Source organism: Mesorhizobium sp. ES1-3, assembly GCF_020164795.1.
Taxonomy (GTDB): Bacteria; Pseudomonadota; Alphaproteobacteria; order Rhizobiales; family Rhizobiaceae; genus Mesorhizobium.
Genome location: NZ_JAIUGW010000005.1, coordinates 123,590 through 139,861 on the forward strand (window position 1 = coordinate 123,590; position 16,272 = coordinate 139,861).

Here is a 16,272-nt window from a genome sequence, read left to right on the forward strand (position 1 = left end):
GCGGCATGTACGTCCTGAAACACGGCATAAAGAGAAATCCGGAAAAGCGATGGGCGCTGCCGGATCGCATCTTCTTCGGTCACGGCGCGTGCGCCATTCTCGCCGGCACCTTCCTCGAGCATCCGCCTCTTGAGGGATTTTACGGCGAGCGGATCATCCCCGCTGAGAACTTTTCGGGAAACCATATCTATGTGACGAACGGCATGATCGCTTTCGACTACCACGGCTATTGCGCCCGAGAGCGTTGCTCGAACATCATGAAAGAGGCTGGGCCTCGCGGAACGCCGGATGGCGTTGCACGATCGCGAAGGTCGATTTCGATCTGCTCGATACGACCGAACTCAACCGTCGAAAGATACTGGGCCCGGATCAGTATCTGTACGACCCTATTCCCCGCGCGCACCGGTTTCTCCAGCGAAGAAACCACCCGGAAGCCGCGGCAAGAGCGCTCAGGATCGCAATGAGGCTGGCGGCCGACTACCGGCCGGTTTCCGATCCGACATAGGCGATGCGCAGCATGTTGGTCGATCCCGGGGTCCGCAGCGGCACGCCGGCGGTGATGATGACGCGGTCGCCCGGCTTGCCGAAGTCTTCTTCCAGCGCAATGCGGCAGGCGCGGTTGACCATGTCGTCGAGATCCGTGGCGTCCGGCGACACCACGCAATGCGTGCCCCACAAAAGCGACAGCCGCCGCGCCGTGTCGACGATCGGTGACAGCGCGATGATCGGCACCTGTGGGCGCTCACGCGCGGCGCGCAGGCCGGTGGTGCCTGATGCCGTGTAGGTGACGATCGCCGACAGTTTCAGCGTTTCGGCGATTTCGCGGGCGGCCAGCGAAATGGCATCCGCACCGGTCGCTTCCGGCTCCGAACGCTGTGCGTTGATGATGCCGGCATAAGTCGGATCTGTTTCGACTTTGGTGGCGATGCGGTTCATCATGGCAACCGCCTCGACGGGATAGGCGCCCGCCGCCGATTCCGCCGACAGCATGATGGCGTCGGCCCCCTCGAAGACGGCGATCGAAACGTCGGAGACCTCGGCGCGGGTCGGCACCGGGGCGGTGATCATCGATTCCAGCATCTGCGTAGCGACCACCACGGGCTTGCCGGCGCGGCGCGCGGCGCGCGTTATCTGCTTCTGGATGCCGGGCACGGCTTCCAACGGCATCTCGACGCCGAGATCGCCACGGGCGACCATCAGCGCGTCGGACAATTCGATGATCTCGGCCAGCCGGGCGACAGCCTGCGGCTTTTCGATCTTGGCCATGATGAGCGCGCGGCCGCGCGCGATCTTGCGCGCTTCGGCCAGATCTTCCGGCCGCTGCACGAAGGACAGCGCGACCCAGTCGACGCCCGTGGCGAGCACCGCGTCGAGGTCCTTGCGATCCTTCTCGGTCAGCGCGCCGACCGGCAGGTCGGTATCGGGCAGGCTGACGCCCTTCTTGTCGGAAATCGTGGTGCCGGCAATGACGGTACAGACGATCGACTTGCCGTCGCTCTTCACCGCCTTCAGCTCGAGCTTGCCGTCGTCGATCAAGAGGCGATGGCCAGCCTCGACCGAACTCAGGATTTCCGGATGCGGCAGGTAGACCCTGGTCGAGGTGCCAGGCTCGGGATTGTCGTCGAGCGTGAAGGTCTGGCCCAGCGTCAGCACTTCCTTGCCGTTGGCGAATTTGCCGACGCGCAGCTTCGGGCCTTGCAGGTCGGCCAGGATGCCGATCGGCCGGCCGACTTTTTCCTCGACGGCGCGGATGCGTGCGACCAGCGTGCGCATCAGCTCATGATCGGTATGGCTCATATTGATGCGGAAGACATCGGCGCCCGCTTCGAACAGCTTCTTCAGCATCTCCTCGGACGAGGAGGCCGGACCGATGGTGGCGAGGATCTTGACCTTACGGCTACGTCTCATTGACTATTCGTTCCCGGGGCGGCTGGGGCGCCTCCCGTTGCGGGCTCATCGGTGAGCTGGACCATCCAGCTTGCCTGCTCGCCCGTGTCATATTCCTGGAATCCGGCGCGCTGGAAGCCCCGGGCGACGCAGTCGCTTACGCCGGCGATCTTGAACTCTTTTTCAGCCACGCACATGTTGATCGGGCCGTCCCAGCGTCCGCCGCGCTCGGCGTCTTCTGCATAAAGATAGTAAAACCTTGATGACAACGGCCCTTCGATCAACGTCTTGCAGCTCGATCCATCGATGTGCCACCAGCCCTCGGTGATCCAGCCGGCCTTGGCACGATAGCCGATGCCGACACCGACCAGGTTCTGCGTGGCGTTGCAGACGCGGAAATCGGCGTGCGCCGGCGAGGCCATGACCATTGCCGACGCGCCAACGGTCAGGATCAGGAATGGCATGGCAAAGGCTGAGCGCATGCGCTGCCTGCCGGCGCAACCCATTCCAAAACCCCTCAAGAACCACATCAGCATCTCTCTGCGCCCCTTTTCGGAAAAGTCCGGGCGCATGTCAACGCGCCGTTTCAACCAATCCAATCGATTTAGGAAGGCTCTCGGCGCGCCATCCGTCGCCCCTTGCCAGATTTCAGCGGAAACCTTGGCCAAACAACGGCATTGCGCACGCGTCGTCTTCGTGGAATGACGATAGCACCCTCCCCGGAAGCCAGCGAACAGCCCATTTCCCGCCAATGACCCGATCCACAGTTTTCGCGCCATTCGATATTGTCGAGGGCGACCGCAAGCGGGGCATCGTGCTTCTGGCCGATCATGCCCGCCGCGACCTGCCCGAGGAGTATGGCAGCCTGGGGCTGCCATCGGCCGAATTCGGCCGCCATATCGCTTATGACATCGGCGTCGAAGCGGTGACGCGCGAACTGGCGGCCCTGCTGGACGTACCGGCGGTGCTCGCCAATTTCTCGCGGCTGCTGATCGATCCCAACCGGGGCGAGGACGATCCAACCCTCATTCGCCAGCTCTATGACGGCACCATCATTCCAGGAAATTATCCCTTGGCGCCGGAAGAACGCGAAAGGCGGCTTGATCGGTTCTACCGTCCTTATCACGATGCGGTCGGCGCCATGATTGCGTCGGTCGTGCAAGCCACCGGCAAGGCGCCCTTCATCTTCTCGGTGCACTCCTTCACGCCGGCCATGCAAGGCAGGCAGCGGCCCTGGCATGTCGGCATCCTCTGGGACAAAGACGACCGGGCGGCGCGACAGCTGATCGACATGCTGGCTGAGGACAAAGACCTCATCGTCGGCGACAACGAACCGTATGACGGCGCGCTGCGCGGCGACACCATGTTCAGGCACGCCATCGTCAATGGCTACGCCCATGCGCTGATCGAAATCCGCCAGGACCTGATAGCGGACCAGCAGGGCATTCTCGCCTGGGCCGAGCGGCTGGCCCCGATCGTTGACGGCATCGACCGCCGTCCCGATATACATGCGGTAAAGATGTTTGGCTCGCGCACCGGGCCGCTATGACGGAGGTTCCGATGACCAAACTCGGCGACGAACAGAAGCGCGACTTCGAGGCGGCCGCCTTTCGCCGGCTGGTGACCCATTTGCGCGAACGTAGCGACGTGCAGAACATCGATCTGATGAACCTCGCCGGTTTCTGCCGCAACTGCCTGTCGAATTGGTATCGCGAGGCTGCCAATGCCGAGGGCGTCGATCTCTCGAAGGACCAGTCGCGCGAGATCGTCTACGGCATGCCCTATGCGCAGTGGCAGGCGCTCAACCAGACAGAGGCTTCGGACGCCAAGAAGGCCGAATTCGAAGCCAGGCGTCCTAGGGATCACTGAGTCCGTTTGGCCCAAATGCTTTCCCACAAGAGCGCTTGACTGAAAATTGAATCGATCTAATTTGCCGCGCAAAGCCATTTTCTGACCGGATTCGCCCTATGAACGCGTCGAACGCCATGCAGACTGCCATCCGCGGGCGATGGGCGGTGGCCGCCATTTTCCTCGCCAACGGTTTTCTGACCGGCAGTTGGGCGCCGCAGATTCCGGTGTTCCTGACCAGGCTGGACATCTCGAAATTCACGCTCGGCCTGCTGATCCTTTTGTTTGGCGCCGGCGCGGTCACCGCCATGACATGGTGCGGCCACCTGATCTCCAGACATGGCTCGCGCACCGTGCTGCGCTGGTTCGGTCTCTGCGGCAGCCTCGGCCTGCTGGTCGTGGCGCTGGCGCCCAACGTGCCGCTGGCGGCCGTTGCCATGTTCATCTTCGGCGGCTCGATCGGCGGCATGGATGTCGCCATGAATGCCAATGCGGTGGTGGTGGAACGGCGGCTGGGGCGCGCCATCATGTCGTCCTCGCACGGCTTCTGGAGCCTCGGCGGTTTCGCCGGCGGCGCCCTTGGCGGCTTTGCCATCCAGACTTATGGCCATTTCGCCCATGCCGCGGTGGTGACCGCGCTTGCCTTTGCGGCGATCGCGGCGGCGGTCCCCCATATCGTGGCCGAAAACAGGCCGCAGGCGGCCGAGCACCACAAATTCACTTTGCCGGCAAACCCATTGGTCTACCTGATCGGCCTGATGGCCCTGCTGACGATGATTTCCGAGGGCGCGGTACTCGACTGGGCGGCGCTGTATCTGCGGCAGGAACTCGGCGCCGACCTCGCTGTCGCCGGCCTTGCCTACGCCGCCTTCTCCGGCGTGATGGCGATCATGCGCTTTTTCGGCGATGGCGTCCGCAACCGCTTCGGCGCGGTGACGACGCTGCGCGGATCGGCTGTATTCGCCGCCGCCGGCATGCTGATCGCCGGCCTGTCACCCTCGCCCTGGCTCGTTATCGCGGCCTTTGCGCTTTGCGGCTTCGGCATCGCCAACATGGTGCCGATCATATTTTCGGCCGGCGGCAACCAGGAAGGCATGTCGTCGGGCACCGGCATGAGCGTGGTCACCACCATGGGTTATTCCGGCATTCTGGTGGCGCCGTCGGCGATCGGCTTCGTTGCCGAACATTTCAGCTTCGGCCCGATCTTCATCGCCATGGCGGGCCTGCTGATCGTCGTTCTTTTGATGGCCGGGTTGGCTCACCGCGCCGAATTCGCCCCCGACGCCGCACCTGCCGAATAGCGCCTCAACTCCTCATGGAGAAAGTCGGCCACGCGGCGGATGCGCACGCTGCCGCGCACGTCGCGATGCATGGCGAGCCAGACCGGCAGGGCAGGTAATGGCAGGCCGGGCAACACCTTTTCCACGAGCGGATCGCGGTCTGCCAGCGGCTCCTGGCCAAGACCAATGCCGTTTCCCGCCCGCACCGCTTCCCAGAGCACGATCTGATTATCGGCCCTGAAGCGGAAACTGCTTCGGGTGACCGGAATACCATACTGGGAAAAGCCTCGGATTATCTCGTCGCTGCGATCGAAGCCTATCAGGGCGTGATCGACGAGATCGGCTGGCCCTAGCGGACGGCCGCATCTGTCGAGATAGGATACGGCAGCGCAGGCACGGAGCGCGATATCGCCGACCTTGCGTGCCACCAGTTCGTTCTGCGCCGGCTTGACCATGCGGATGGCGATGTCGGCGTCGCGACGCAGCAGGTTCTCGACCTGGTTCGAGGCAACGATCTCGACCTCGATGCCGGGTTCCTCGATGCCGAGCCTTGCCATCATGTCTGGCAGCACATAGGCCGCCACCACTTCGCTGGCGGCAATCCGCACCGTGCCTTCGATCGCCTCGACCGAGCCCAGCGCGAGCCGTGAAAAGGCACTAGCCTGTTCGCTCACCACCTTGCCCCGTTCGAATAGCGTGGCGCCGGCTTCCGTCAGCGCATAGCCGCTTCGCCCGCGTCGGAACAGCGTGACGCCAAGCGCCTGCTCCAACTCCCCGATGTGACGACCAAGCGTCGGCTGGCTTGCCGACAGCTTTCGCGCCGCGGCCGACAGGCTGCCGGTTTCCGCCACGGTGACGAAGCTCTTGATCAGGTTCCAGTCGATGTCATCCATTCAATAATGAATATCAAAACTGCAATCCTGGTCAATTTCAATTCATAGATGAGGCAATCATATTCACCCTGCAAACACCGATACGGACTGCAACAACCAACCAGGAGTTATCCAATGACCAAGATCGCAATCCTCGGCGCCAATGGCCGGCTCGGCCGCGTGGTTGCCAGAGCCTTCATCGACGCCGGCTTCGACGTCCGCGCCGTCACCCGTACCGGCAAGGTGCCGGCAGAGCTTAAGGGCGCAACGGCGGTTGAAGGCGACGCGCTGGACCGCCAGTCGCTCATCCGCGCCACACAAGGAGTCGACATCATCTTCAACGGCCTGAATCCTATCTACACCGACTGGGGCAAGTGCCTGCCGATGGCGCAGAACGTCATGGCGGCCTGCCATACCAACGGCGCGCTGCACCTCTTCCCCGGCACCGTCTACAATTACGGCTCGCCAATGCCGGCGGTGATCACGGAAGACACACCCTTTCATCCAACCACGGAAAAAGGCCGCATTCGCTGCGCCATGGAGGATTTGTTCCGCCGTGAGGCCGAGGCCGGCCGGGTGCGCACCATTCTTCTGCGCGCCGGCGATTTCTTCGGCGGCACCGGCAGCGGCTCGTGGTTCGACTTGGTCGTCGCCGCCAAGATCAACAAGGGCATCTACACCGCGCCTGGTCCGGCCGATCTTGTGCATGAATGGGCCTATCTGCCGGACTTCGCAGTCGGTTTCGTCGCGCTGGCGCGCAATCTCGACAAGCTCGGCGTCTATGAGGCGCTGAACTTCCCGGGCCATGCCGTCACCGATCTCGATATCAAGACCGCCGCCGAGAAGGCCGTCGGCCATCAGCTCAAAATGACTTCCATGCCCTGGTGGGTGCTGCGCGCCGGCAGCCCGTTCGTGGCAATGTGGCGCGAGATCGTCTCGATGTCATACCTGCGCTTCGAGCCGCACCGGCTGGCTTCGACGCGGCTGGAAGGCATCATTGGAGAAATCCCGCATACGCCGCTCGACCGGGCGGTCGCCGATGCGCTCCAGGATATCGGCATCGCCACCGTGAATGGCGCCGCGGAAGCTGCCTGATTTCCAACGCCGACGGCACTTACAACTTACCCGAAGCTGAAGGCCTTTCGTCCTTTACGAATTGAGGCGGCAGCTCAAAGCCTCCCCATCAACACCAGCACCAGAATCACCACCAGCACCACACCGACAATGCCCGAAGGTCCATAACCCCAGGATCGCGAGTGCGGCCATGCCGGCACCGCTCCGATGAGGACAAGGATCAGGACGATGATGACGATGGTGCTGATCGGCATGACAAATTCCCCGCTCTGCGTTGCTTGCGAGACAATGCTGGGACATCGGCCCTGAGGGAAAATGCCAAAGGCCGCCCGGTTGTTCCGGGCGGCCTTTGGCAGTTAGATCGGGGAGCCGTCTATTCGGCGGCTTTCGGGAAGGCAATTGCCGGCTCGGCGCCTTCATCCGCTGCCGGGGTGTCCGACGAGATCTGGCCCTTGCCACGCCGGAACAGGCGGCTGAACCAGCCGCGCCGCGCACCGGGTTTGATCTTGGCGCGCGTGAACACCATCAGCATCGACGGCGTCACCACCAGCGTCAGGATGGTGGCGAAGGACAGGCCGAAGACGATCGCCGAGGACAGCGAAATCCACCATTGCGTAGACGGCGCATTGATCGTCGTCTCGTGATGGAAGATTTCCAGCCCGAGGCCGAAGGCGATCGGCAGCACGCCGAGAATGGCCGATACCGCCGTCAGCACAACCGGACGCGCACGCTCGCGGCAGGTCTGCAGCACCGCGTCCATCTTGTCCCAGCCTTCCTCGCGCAGCCGGTCATAGGTGTCGATCAGCACGATGTTGTTGTTCACCACCACGCCTGCCAGCGCGATGACGCCGATGCCCGACATGACGATGCCGAACGTCTCGCCTGTTATCAGCAGTCCGAGGAACACGCCGATCGTCGCCATGACGACGCAGGACAGCACCAGCCAGACGCTGGTGAACTTGTTGAACTGCGCCAGCAGCACTAGGAAGATCAGGAAGATCGCGGCCCCGAAGGCCTTGCTGAGGAAGGCGCTGGCTTCCGCGCTGTCCTCGTTCGAGCCGGCCAGTTTCCAGCGTATGCCACTGCCGAGATTCATGTCGGCGACGGCCTGGGTAACCTCCTGCTGAACGGCGGCGACCTGAGCGCCGGCGGCGACGTTGGCCTGCACCACCACGGTGCGGGCACCGTCGATGCGATTGAGGATGCCGACGCTCGGCTTCGCCTTGCGAACGACAAAGTTCGAGATCGGCACCGATCCTTGCGAGGTCTGTACCCTGAGCTCGTCGAGCGTCGACAGCGTGCGCCGGTCCTCGGGCAAGCGCAGCCGGATGTCGACCGCCTTGTCGGCGCCGGCCGGCCGGTATTCCGAGAGCTTCAAGCCATTGGTGACGAGCTGCACCACCGTCCCGACGGAGGTTGGGCTGATGCCATACTGGGCGGCCTTGGCCCGATCGACCTCGAGCGCCCAGTCGACGCCGGGCGGCGGCAAGCCATCGGAGATGTCGATGACGCCGGGCACCTTGGCAATGCGCGCGGCGACGGCGCGCGCCTTCTCGTCCAATCCCTTGGGGTCGATGGCCGAAAGCCTGATCTGGATCGGCTTGCCGGTCGGCGGGCCTGCTTCCGGCACGCGCACCTCGACGTCGACGCCGGGAATGCCGGCCATCACGCCACGCAGGTCGTTCAGGATATCGTTGGCCGATTTGCGCTCGCGCCAGTCGATGAATTCGTACTGGATGACGCCGACGACGTCTTCGGGCACGTCCTGGCCGCCGCCCTGGGACTTGCCGACGCGCGTATAGACCGACTTCACGCCCGGCCAGCCGAGCAGCCGGTTTTCGGCAATCTTGGTCGCGGTATCCATTTCGGCCAGCGAGAGGTTGCCGCGGGCATGCACATAGAGCAGGCCGTAGTCGGGTTCGACGCTCGGGAAGAACTCGACGCCGGCACCGTACTTCGAATAGCCAACGAAGATGCCGGCCAGCAAGACGACGGTGAGGACCATCACGGTGATGGGGAAGCGTACTGCCTGCTTGACGACAGCCATGTACCAGCCATCGCGATTGCCATCCTCGTGATGCTGCGGCGCCTTGGCGAAGATCGCCCCCAGCGTCGGCGCGAAGACCAGCGCATAGAGCATCGAGGCCGACAGCGTGACGATCAGCGTGATCGGCATGTACTTCATGAAATCGCCGATGATCCCCGGCCAGAACAGCAGCGGCGAGAAGGCGGCGATACGCGTCATCGTTGCCGCGATGACCGGACCGGCCATGCGCTTGGCGGCGAGCGCGAAGGCTTCCTGCTTCGGCATGCCCTCGCTCATCCGTCGTTCGGCGAACTCGGTGACGATGATGGCATCGTCGACCAGCATGCCGACGGCCAGGATGAGGCTGAACAGCACGATCATGTTGATCGTGTAGCCCATCATGGCCAGCAGCAGGATGCCGATCAGGAAGGATGACGGAATGGCCAGGCCGATGAGCAGCGAGGCACGTCCGGACAGCGCGTAGAGGATGACGATGAACACCAGGATGACGGCGATCATCACGTGGTTCTGCAGATCGCCGAGCAGCTGGTTGACGAAGACCGACTTGTCCTGCGTGTAGGTGACGTGCATGCCTTCCGGCATGGTCTTGACGAAGGTGTCTGACACCTCCCTGACCTTGGTCAGCGTGTCGATCAGATTGGCGCCGATGCGCTTCTTGACCTCGATGGCGATGGCCGGCTTGCCGTTGAGGCGCGTGATCGTCGTGGCGTCGGCGAAGGTCGAGCGGATCGTCGCGATGTCCTTGGCCTGAACCACGGCATTGGGACCGGCGACCACGGGAAGTGCGGCCACATCCTCGGGCGTCTCGATCAGCGACGGCACCTTGACGGCGTATTTACCCTGCGAGCCCTCGATGTTGCCGGCGGCGACGAGGCTGTTGGACGCGCCGACGGCGCCGATCAGCTGATCGAGCTGCAAGCCGTAAGACGACAGCTTCATCGGATCGATGACGACTTCGACCAGATCGTCGCGGGAACCCTGCAGCGAGCCTTCCAGGACGCCCGGCACTTCTTCGATGCGGTCGCGCAACTCGCGCGCGGCGGCCGCCAGCACGCGTTCGGGCAATTCGCCCGACAGCGTGACGACGAGCACCGGAAATTCGGAAATGTTGACCTCGGTGACGACTGGCTCTTCGGCCGCCTGCGGCAGGTCGGCCTTGCCGTCCTGAACCTTGGAGCGGGTATCCTGCAGTGCCGTCGCCAGGTTCGTCTGCGGCTGGAACTCGACCAGCACATAGCCGCCGCCCTGGAAAGCGGCCGAGCGCATCTCCTTGAGGCCTTTCAGGCTCTTCAGCTTGCTTTCCATCGGCCGCAGCAGAAGGCGCTCGGAATCTTCGGGCGAAATGCCTTGATAGATCAGGCTGACATACATCATCGGAATCGGAACGTCGGGTTCCGCTTCCTTCGGCGTCGACTGATAGGCGACCCAGCCTGCGATCAGCAGGAAGACCAGCACCGAGATGGTCAGGCGGGCATTGTTGATTGCGAGTCTGACGATATCCATGACTTATGCCTGCTGTTGGCTTCGGGAGTGGCGAACGGACATGCTGTCGCCGGGCAAGGCCCGGCGCCGGCGCCCCGCGCTACTGCGTCCCGGCGGTGGCTTCGCCGATCAGCTTGTTGATGGTTGCCTGGTCGGCCTCGACCGGATGAACCTCGTCGCCTTCCTTCACCAGTTCCTGGCCGGCGACGATGATGCGCGCATCGGCCGGGATGCCGCCGAGCACGAGACCGGTCGGCGTGTCGTCGACCAGGTCGATCGGGAAGAATGCCACCTTGTTGTCCGTGCCGACGGCGCGGATGCCGAGATCGCCCTTGTCGCCGAGAGTCACCACCGAGCGCGGCAGCAGGACGGCGTCGGTCGGCAAGGCGCTGAGCTGGATTTCCGCCGTCATGCCGGCCGGCACGGAGCCATCGGCATTGGGGATGGCGATCTCGACACGGAAGGTGCGGGTCGCCGACGAGGCGTCGCGGCTGATATAGCGCACGGTGCCTTCGACGGTCTGGCCACTGACCAGCCGAACGCTGGCCTTGTCACCGATCTTGAGATAGCCGAGGTCGCGCTCGCTGATTTCGCCGCGCGCGATCACAGGATCGAGCTTGAGGATGGTCGCTACCTCGCCGCCCTGCATGACGGAGCTGCCCAGTTCCACCGGCACCCGGTCGATGACGCCGTCAAACGGCGCCTTTACTTCGTTGCGGTCGAGCTCGGCCTGCGCGGTGTCCAACTGGGATTGCGCCAGAGTCAGATTGGAGCGGGCGGTGTCGAGCTGCAGCTTGGGCAAATTGCCGGTCTTCATCAGCCGCAACGACGCGTCCAGCTCGGCCTGGCGCTGCGCGACAAGCTGCTTGGCATTGTCGACCATCGAGATCTTTTCCTCGGCGGCGAGCATCAGCACCAGGTCGCCGGTCTTGACGTGATCGCCTTGCTTGACAGGTAGCTGGTCGATGACGCCGGCGACGCGGGTTGCAAGCACCGCGCGCTTGTCGGCTTCGGTCAGCCCGGAAATGCGGATGGCGCGCGCATAGGTCTTGCGTGGCGGCGTCACCACCGCGACGGTGCGCAGCGGCGCTTTCTGTTCGGCTTCCGCCGCCTTCGGCTTGCTCGCATCCGGCGCCTTGCCCTGCTCGACTTCGGCTGCCTTGGCCTTGTTGGCCGCTACGCTGCCGACCGACGAGAACTCGCCGGTCGCCATCCACGCCGCGAAACCGATGAGCACAACAATGGCTGCAAGCTTGTGAAACCTGATTTTAGGCATCGTCATTTTTCCACTGCGGGTTCGGCCAGCACCGCCTCTTATGACGCGGGCGCGTCGCCGATATGGGTGCGCGCCTGACCGTGTTCAAATTGCCGTGATCGGCGAGCGCGCTTCTACATCAAAGTTGCATCGCAATATAGTCCCAAAGTTGCAGCAGCATTGCATAGCCGGGCAAGGTGTGGTCGCCATGAAACGGTTCTTCGTGACTTGCCTGTCTACTTGACGAAGCGCCCGCTGGCTCGCGATCCGCCCCTGAAACTTCGGCCACGGGCGACCAGCCGCGCTCGCCATGGGTCGTCTCCGGACTACAGCCGCGATCCGCGTCGCGTCGCTGATTGAAGTGCAGGCACAAACCGACGATCGGCGTCAGTGTGATCGGCGAGGGACAATGGTAGCGGCGCCACGACACTCGGCCAAAGAACTGGAATCGCTCGGGAAACGGGACGACGGCCCCTTCGGATCAGGCTGCTTGCCGACCCCGATGCACCGACGTCGGACAGATGCTGAAAGCACCTATGCGCCCGCATTATTGCGTCCCGGACCGCGTGTCATGATACGCCCGACTTCGGGCGCGGCGCGAGACAGGTGCGGGAATACCAGGTGTATTTCGTCCTATTCGCAATTCTGTACCGAGCATTGCGCCCGATGCCACTGAACGCTCCGGGGCAGCGCCATCCGACCGTCAGTGGCAGCAGGCGTCAGCATGATGACGGCTCTTCCGCACGTCAAGGTTGCCGTCACGCCGACAACGCTGGACTGGGCGCTGCTCCGGAGACCCTGTCATGGCTGCCGACAGACGCTGCCGTGGAGCCAGCGCCGTCGGATTCAGGCCCGACGGCGTTCGGCCTCGGGGTTCTTGCGCGCGGCGAGAAATTCCTTGACCCGACGGCCGGGTGCGGGACCGCGTACCGGCTTGAACCCATCATCGAGTTCGCCGGACAGGTCGAGCGTAGCTTGGCTGCCGACGGCATCGTAATTCTCTTCCAGCCAGTCGCTGGCGGCGGTGCGGCCGAGGTCGCGCAGATAGGTCAGGAAGGCCCATTCGGCATTGACCTTGGACGATGCCGACAGATCCTTGAACGCCTCGTCGGCATCGATGCGATGCATGCGGATGTCGCGATATTCGCCATGCGGCAGTCGACCTGCCGCAATCAGTTCCTTGACGAAGGCGATCGAGCGGAATTCGCGCAGAAGCCCGGCATTGAAGGTGATCTCGTCGATGCGGTTCTGGATCTCGTTGGCGCTTCTTGGCGTTCCCTCGCGCACCACCGGATTGATCTGCACCAGAAGCACATCCTCGGTCGCCGCGGTCTTGAAGAACGGGTAGAGCGCCGGATTGCCGCCGTAACCGCCGTCCCAATAGGGCACGCCCTTGATCTCGACGGCGCGGAACAGTTGCGGCAGGCAGGCCGACGCCATCACCGTGTCGAGGTCGATCTCGCCATCGGAAAACACCCGCAACTGCCCTGTCTCGACATTGGTGGCGGAGATGAACAGCTCCATCGACTTGCAGGCGCGGACATTCCCGAAGTCGATCTCCCTTGCGACCACGTCGCGCAACGGATTGAGGCCGAGCGGGTTGGCGACATAGGGCGAAAACACTCGAGACATGGTGTCGAAGAAGACATAGCCCGGCGTGTTCTCGATTGACCAATTGCCCCAGGCGACATCCCACGGCATGCGCTGCACCGGGCTGAACCGGCCCTTTGCCGCCACCGCGTGCCAGAAATCGTCCAGTTTCTGCCTGGCGCCCTCGACTCCGCCGCGCACGAAACCATCGGCCAATGCGACTGCGTTCATGGCGCCGGCGCTGGTACCGGACACCGCCGATATCTCCAGCCTGCCATCCTCCAGCAGCCGGTCGAGCACGCCCCAGGAAAAGGCGCCGTGCGAGCCGCCTCCCTGAAGGGCGATGTTGATCTTCTTCTTTTCCTCCGCCTTGCCGTTCTTCGTCATGGCGTTCCTGTCATCCTGATGCGCCGGCCTGCCCCAACGTCATTGGAAGGAAGCAGCCATGGCCGGCTTATGTTGCAGTGCAGCATATAAGGATGGACCAAGGCAAGAACACGAACACGGTCGCGTGATCACATGAAATTTCGGTGATGCGAAAAGCCCCTCCGCTGCGATGCTGAGGGACCGTAGCCTTTGAAACAGACGGAAAATCTAGGCGACGAGGTCAGGCACCGGCCCGACATAGCGCGACTGCGGACGGATCAGCCGCCCGGTGGTCTGCTGCTCGCGCGCATGCGCGATCCAGCCGGCAACGCGCCCGGCGGCAAAGACATTGCTGAAGGCATCAGGAGGAAATCCCGCCGCTTCCAGCACCAGCGCGGTGTAGAACTCGACATTGGTCTGCAGCGAGCGCTGCGGCTTGGCGACCCGGAGCACGTCGAGCGCCGTTTGCTCGACCGTCTCGGCGAAGGCCAGCCGGCGACCGGTTTCGCCCTCGCCGCCAAGCTTGCGGACCACCGCTTTCAGCACATCGGCGCGCGGATCGCGCACGCGATAGATGCGATGGCCGAAACCCATGATGCGTTCGCCACGGGCGATCTCGCCGCGCAGCCAGCCGGCAGCGTCGCCATGCGCAGCGATGGCGTCGAGCATCTTGATGACCGGGCCGGGCGCGCCGCCATGCAGTGGACCCTTGAGCGCGCCGAGGCCGGCCAGCACCGACGATGTCAGGCCGGCCAAGGTCGAGGCGACAACGCGGGTGGCGAAGGTCGAGGCATTGAGGCCATGGTCGCATACGGTCACCAGATAGGTGTCGAGTGCCTTGGCCAGATCAGGCGACGGGATGGAGCCCCTGAGCATCCTCAACATGTCGGCGGCATGATCGGCCTTGCCGTCGGGTGCGATCGGCTGCTCACCGCACTGCAGGCGCAGCAGCGCAGGCGTCAGCACCGCGGGCGCCGCGATCAGCCGCAAGGCGTCCGTCAGCGTCTCGCCATCCGGCAGCAAGGCCATGCCGGCGCGCATGGCGCTGTAGACATCAAACGGTGCCAGCAAGGGCAGCGCAGGCGCGAGCCGCTCGAACACCTCGACGCGTGCCTCACCCAGTTTTGCCGCCAGTTCGGCGTCGCCAGGCAGACCGTCGAAGAACCCGTCCAGCAGCAGGTGGACGACCTGGGCGTAACTCCATCGTCCAGCCAATTCCCCAAGCGAATGGCCGCGGATCGTCAGGCGACCGCCCAGACCATCGACATCGGACAGCACGGTTTCGGCCGCCACCACATCATCGAGCCCATTCGCCATAGCCTTGTCTCCTTGAAGCTTTTCCCGATGGGAGATAAGGGTGGGCGCCATAAGCATCAATCTTGATCAATAGAATCAACATCTGGCTCGATATGTCCGAATGGTTGTCGCGGGAAGAGGCATTGGAAAGGCTCCGGGTGAGGCCGCAGACGCTTTATGCCTATGTCAGCCGCGGCCGCATCGGCATGCGTCCGGACCGTGCCGACCCGCGCCGCAGCCAGTACCGCGCCGACGATATCGCCGCACTGGCGATGCGGAGGGCGCGCGGGCGGAGCCCTGCGGCCATTGCCGAAAGCGCGATCGCCTGGGGCGAGCCGTCGATCGTCACCGCGATTTCGACCGTCTGGCACGGCCACCTCATTTATCGGGGTCGGGACGCCGCGGCGCTGTCCGACCATGCCACGCTGGAAGAAACCGCTGGGCTGCTCTGGGCCCTGCCCGGCCCGGTCAGTTTCGAAGCGCCGTCGCCAGATGCGCCGCCTCAGATCGGCCGCACCCCGGCCTTTGCGCAACTCGCTCTGCTTGCCGGCCAGGCGCGGCCCTCGCTTGGACGAAGTGCTGCCTTGCTGTGCACTGATGCCGCGCACGCGATCGGCGTGCTGGCCAGCGCCCTTGGTGCCATCGCGGGATCTGAACCAGTGCATCGGCGATTGGCACGGGGCTGGTCGGCGGATGATGGCGGCGCGGAAGCGATCCGCCGTGCCCTTGTCCTGCTCGCCGATCACGAACTCAACGCATCGACCTTCGCAACCCGCGTCGCGGCCTCGACCGGAGCCTCGCCCGCCGCGTGTCTGCTTGCCGGCCTGGCGACACTGTCCGGTCCCCGCCACGGCGGCGCCGGCGAAGCGGTGATGCAACTCGCTGAGGACGCGGCGCGGCACGGCGCCGATGCCGCGATCCGGCGCTGGCTCGGCCATGACCGGCCACTGCCGGGGTTCGGCCATCCGCTCTATCCCGAGGGCGATCCCCGGGCCGCAGCGCTTCTGGCCTCCCTCGACAACACCGACGAGGCGTTGCAATCGCTGCAAGCCGCCGCCATTGCCGCGACAGGCGCCCAACCGAACATCGACTTTGCCCTGGCCGTGCTGACGCGCGGCCTTGGCTTGCCGCGCGATGCACCATTCCACCTGTTCGCGCTTGGACGCAGCGTCGGCTGGGCCGCGCACATGGTCGAACAGATCGCGAGCGGCAGCAGCATCAGGCCGCGCGGCCGCTATGAGGGATTGCTGGGCTGAATGTCGTGAGCGCTATGCG

Annotated in this window: 13 protein-coding genes and 1 pseudogene; 6 read left to right on the forward strand and 8 right to left on the reverse strand. The window is 64.1% G+C overall.

The window, feature by feature from the left end; genetic code table 11:
* Positions 1 to 5 precede the first annotated feature (5 nt).
* Positions 6 to 505 (forward strand): annotated as a pseudogene (locus tag LB536_RS09890) (hypothetical protein).
* Here LB536_RS09890 and pyk read toward each other — a convergent pair.
* Complete coding sequence (pyk, locus tag LB536_RS09895; protein ID WP_140754659.1) at positions 478 to 1,908, reverse strand: pyruvate kinase; 1,431 nt, start codon at positions 1,906 to 1,908, stop codon at positions 478 to 480. The pseudogene LB536_RS09890 and the gene pyk sit on opposite strands and share 28 nt — an antisense overlap.
* Entirely contained in the window at positions 1,905 to 2,351 is a 447-nt protein-coding gene (locus LB536_RS09900) for a DUF1036 domain-containing protein (RefSeq protein ID WP_224591876.1), read from the reverse strand. Before LB536_RS09900 ends, pyk begins: the two co-directional genes overlap by 4 nt.
* A 287-nt stretch (positions 2,352 to 2,638) precedes the next feature.
* On the opposite strand from LB536_RS09900, the gene LB536_RS09905 reads away from it, so the two are divergent.
* The 3 genes from LB536_RS09905 to LB536_RS09915 all read left to right on the forward strand — a co-directional run bounded on the left by LB536_RS09905 (position 2,639) and on the right by LB536_RS09915 (position 5,036).
* Entirely contained in the window at positions 2,639 to 3,436 is a 798-nt protein-coding gene (locus LB536_RS09905; RefSeq protein WP_224591454.1) for an N-formylglutamate amidohydrolase, read from the forward strand.
* 11 nt (positions 3,437 to 3,447) lie between these two features.
* Entirely contained in the window at positions 3,448 to 3,756 is a 309-nt protein-coding gene (locus LB536_RS09910; RefSeq protein WP_140754662.1) for a DUF1244 domain-containing protein, read from the forward strand.
* A 98-nt stretch (positions 3,757 to 3,854) separates the two neighbouring features.
* Positions 3,855 to 5,036, forward strand: coding sequence for an MFS transporter (locus tag LB536_RS09915; RefSeq protein WP_224591457.1), 1,182 nt, complete (start codon positions 3,855 to 3,857; stop codon positions 5,034 to 5,036).
* Here LB536_RS09915 and LB536_RS09920 read toward each other — a convergent pair.
* Positions 4,994 to 5,908, reverse strand: coding sequence for a LysR family transcriptional regulator (locus LB536_RS09920; protein ID WP_140810759.1), 915 nt, complete (start codon positions 5,906 to 5,908; stop codon positions 4,994 to 4,996). The two genes, LB536_RS09915 and LB536_RS09920, sit on opposite strands and share 43 nt — an antisense overlap.
* 114 nt (positions 5,909 to 6,022) lie before the next feature.
* Here LB536_RS09920 and LB536_RS09925 point away from each other — a divergent pair, with 114 nt between their 5' ends.
* A complete protein-coding gene (locus LB536_RS09925) occupies positions 6,023 to 6,982 on the forward strand; it encodes an SDR family oxidoreductase (protein ID WP_224591460.1) in 960 nt (319 codons plus the stop codon).
* Positions 6,983 to 7,056: 74 nt separating this feature from the next.
* Here the strand turns inward: LB536_RS09925 and LB536_RS09930 are convergent, their stop codons facing one another.
* The 5 genes from LB536_RS09930 to LB536_RS09950 form a co-directional block, all read right to left on the reverse strand.
* The gene (locus tag LB536_RS09930) at positions 7,057 to 7,215 is read right to left on the reverse strand and encodes a DUF3309 family protein (RefSeq protein ID WP_140810757.1); all 159 of its coding nucleotides are present in this window, start codon (positions 7,213 to 7,215) and stop codon (positions 7,057 to 7,059) included.
* Positions 7,216 to 7,334: 119 nt separating this feature from the next.
* Positions 7,335 to 10,511 carry an efflux RND transporter permease subunit gene (locus tag LB536_RS09935; RefSeq protein ID WP_224591463.1) on the reverse strand — a complete coding sequence of 1,059 codons (3,177 nt, stop codon included), beginning with the start codon at positions 10,509 to 10,511 and terminating at the stop codon, positions 7,335 to 7,337.
* 79 nt (positions 10,512 to 10,590) lie between these two features.
* On the reverse strand, positions 10,591 to 11,766 hold the full coding sequence (locus LB536_RS09940; RefSeq protein WP_140810755.1) for an efflux RND transporter periplasmic adaptor subunit: 1,176 nt from the start codon (positions 11,764 to 11,766) through the stop codon (positions 10,591 to 10,593).
* An 825-nt stretch (positions 11,767 to 12,591) separates the two neighbouring features.
* The gene (locus LB536_RS09945) at positions 12,592 to 13,722 is read right to left on the reverse strand and encodes a patatin-like phospholipase family protein (RefSeq protein WP_140810754.1); all 1,131 of its coding nucleotides are present in this window, start codon (positions 13,720 to 13,722) and stop codon (positions 12,592 to 12,594) included.
* A gap of 207 nt (positions 13,723 to 13,929) precedes the next feature.
* Entirely contained in the window at positions 13,930 to 15,018 is a 1,089-nt protein-coding gene (locus tag LB536_RS09950; RefSeq protein WP_140810752.1) for a citrate synthase/methylcitrate synthase, read from the reverse strand.
* 92 nt (positions 15,019 to 15,110) lie between these two features.
* On the opposite strand from LB536_RS09950, the gene LB536_RS09955 reads away from it, so the two are divergent.
* The gene (locus tag LB536_RS09955; protein ID WP_140810779.1) at positions 15,111 to 16,253 is read left to right on the forward strand and encodes a citrate synthase; all 1,143 of its coding nucleotides are present in this window, start codon (positions 15,111 to 15,113) and stop codon (positions 16,251 to 16,253) included.
* The last annotated feature ends 19 nt before the right edge of the window (positions 16,254 to 16,272 follow it).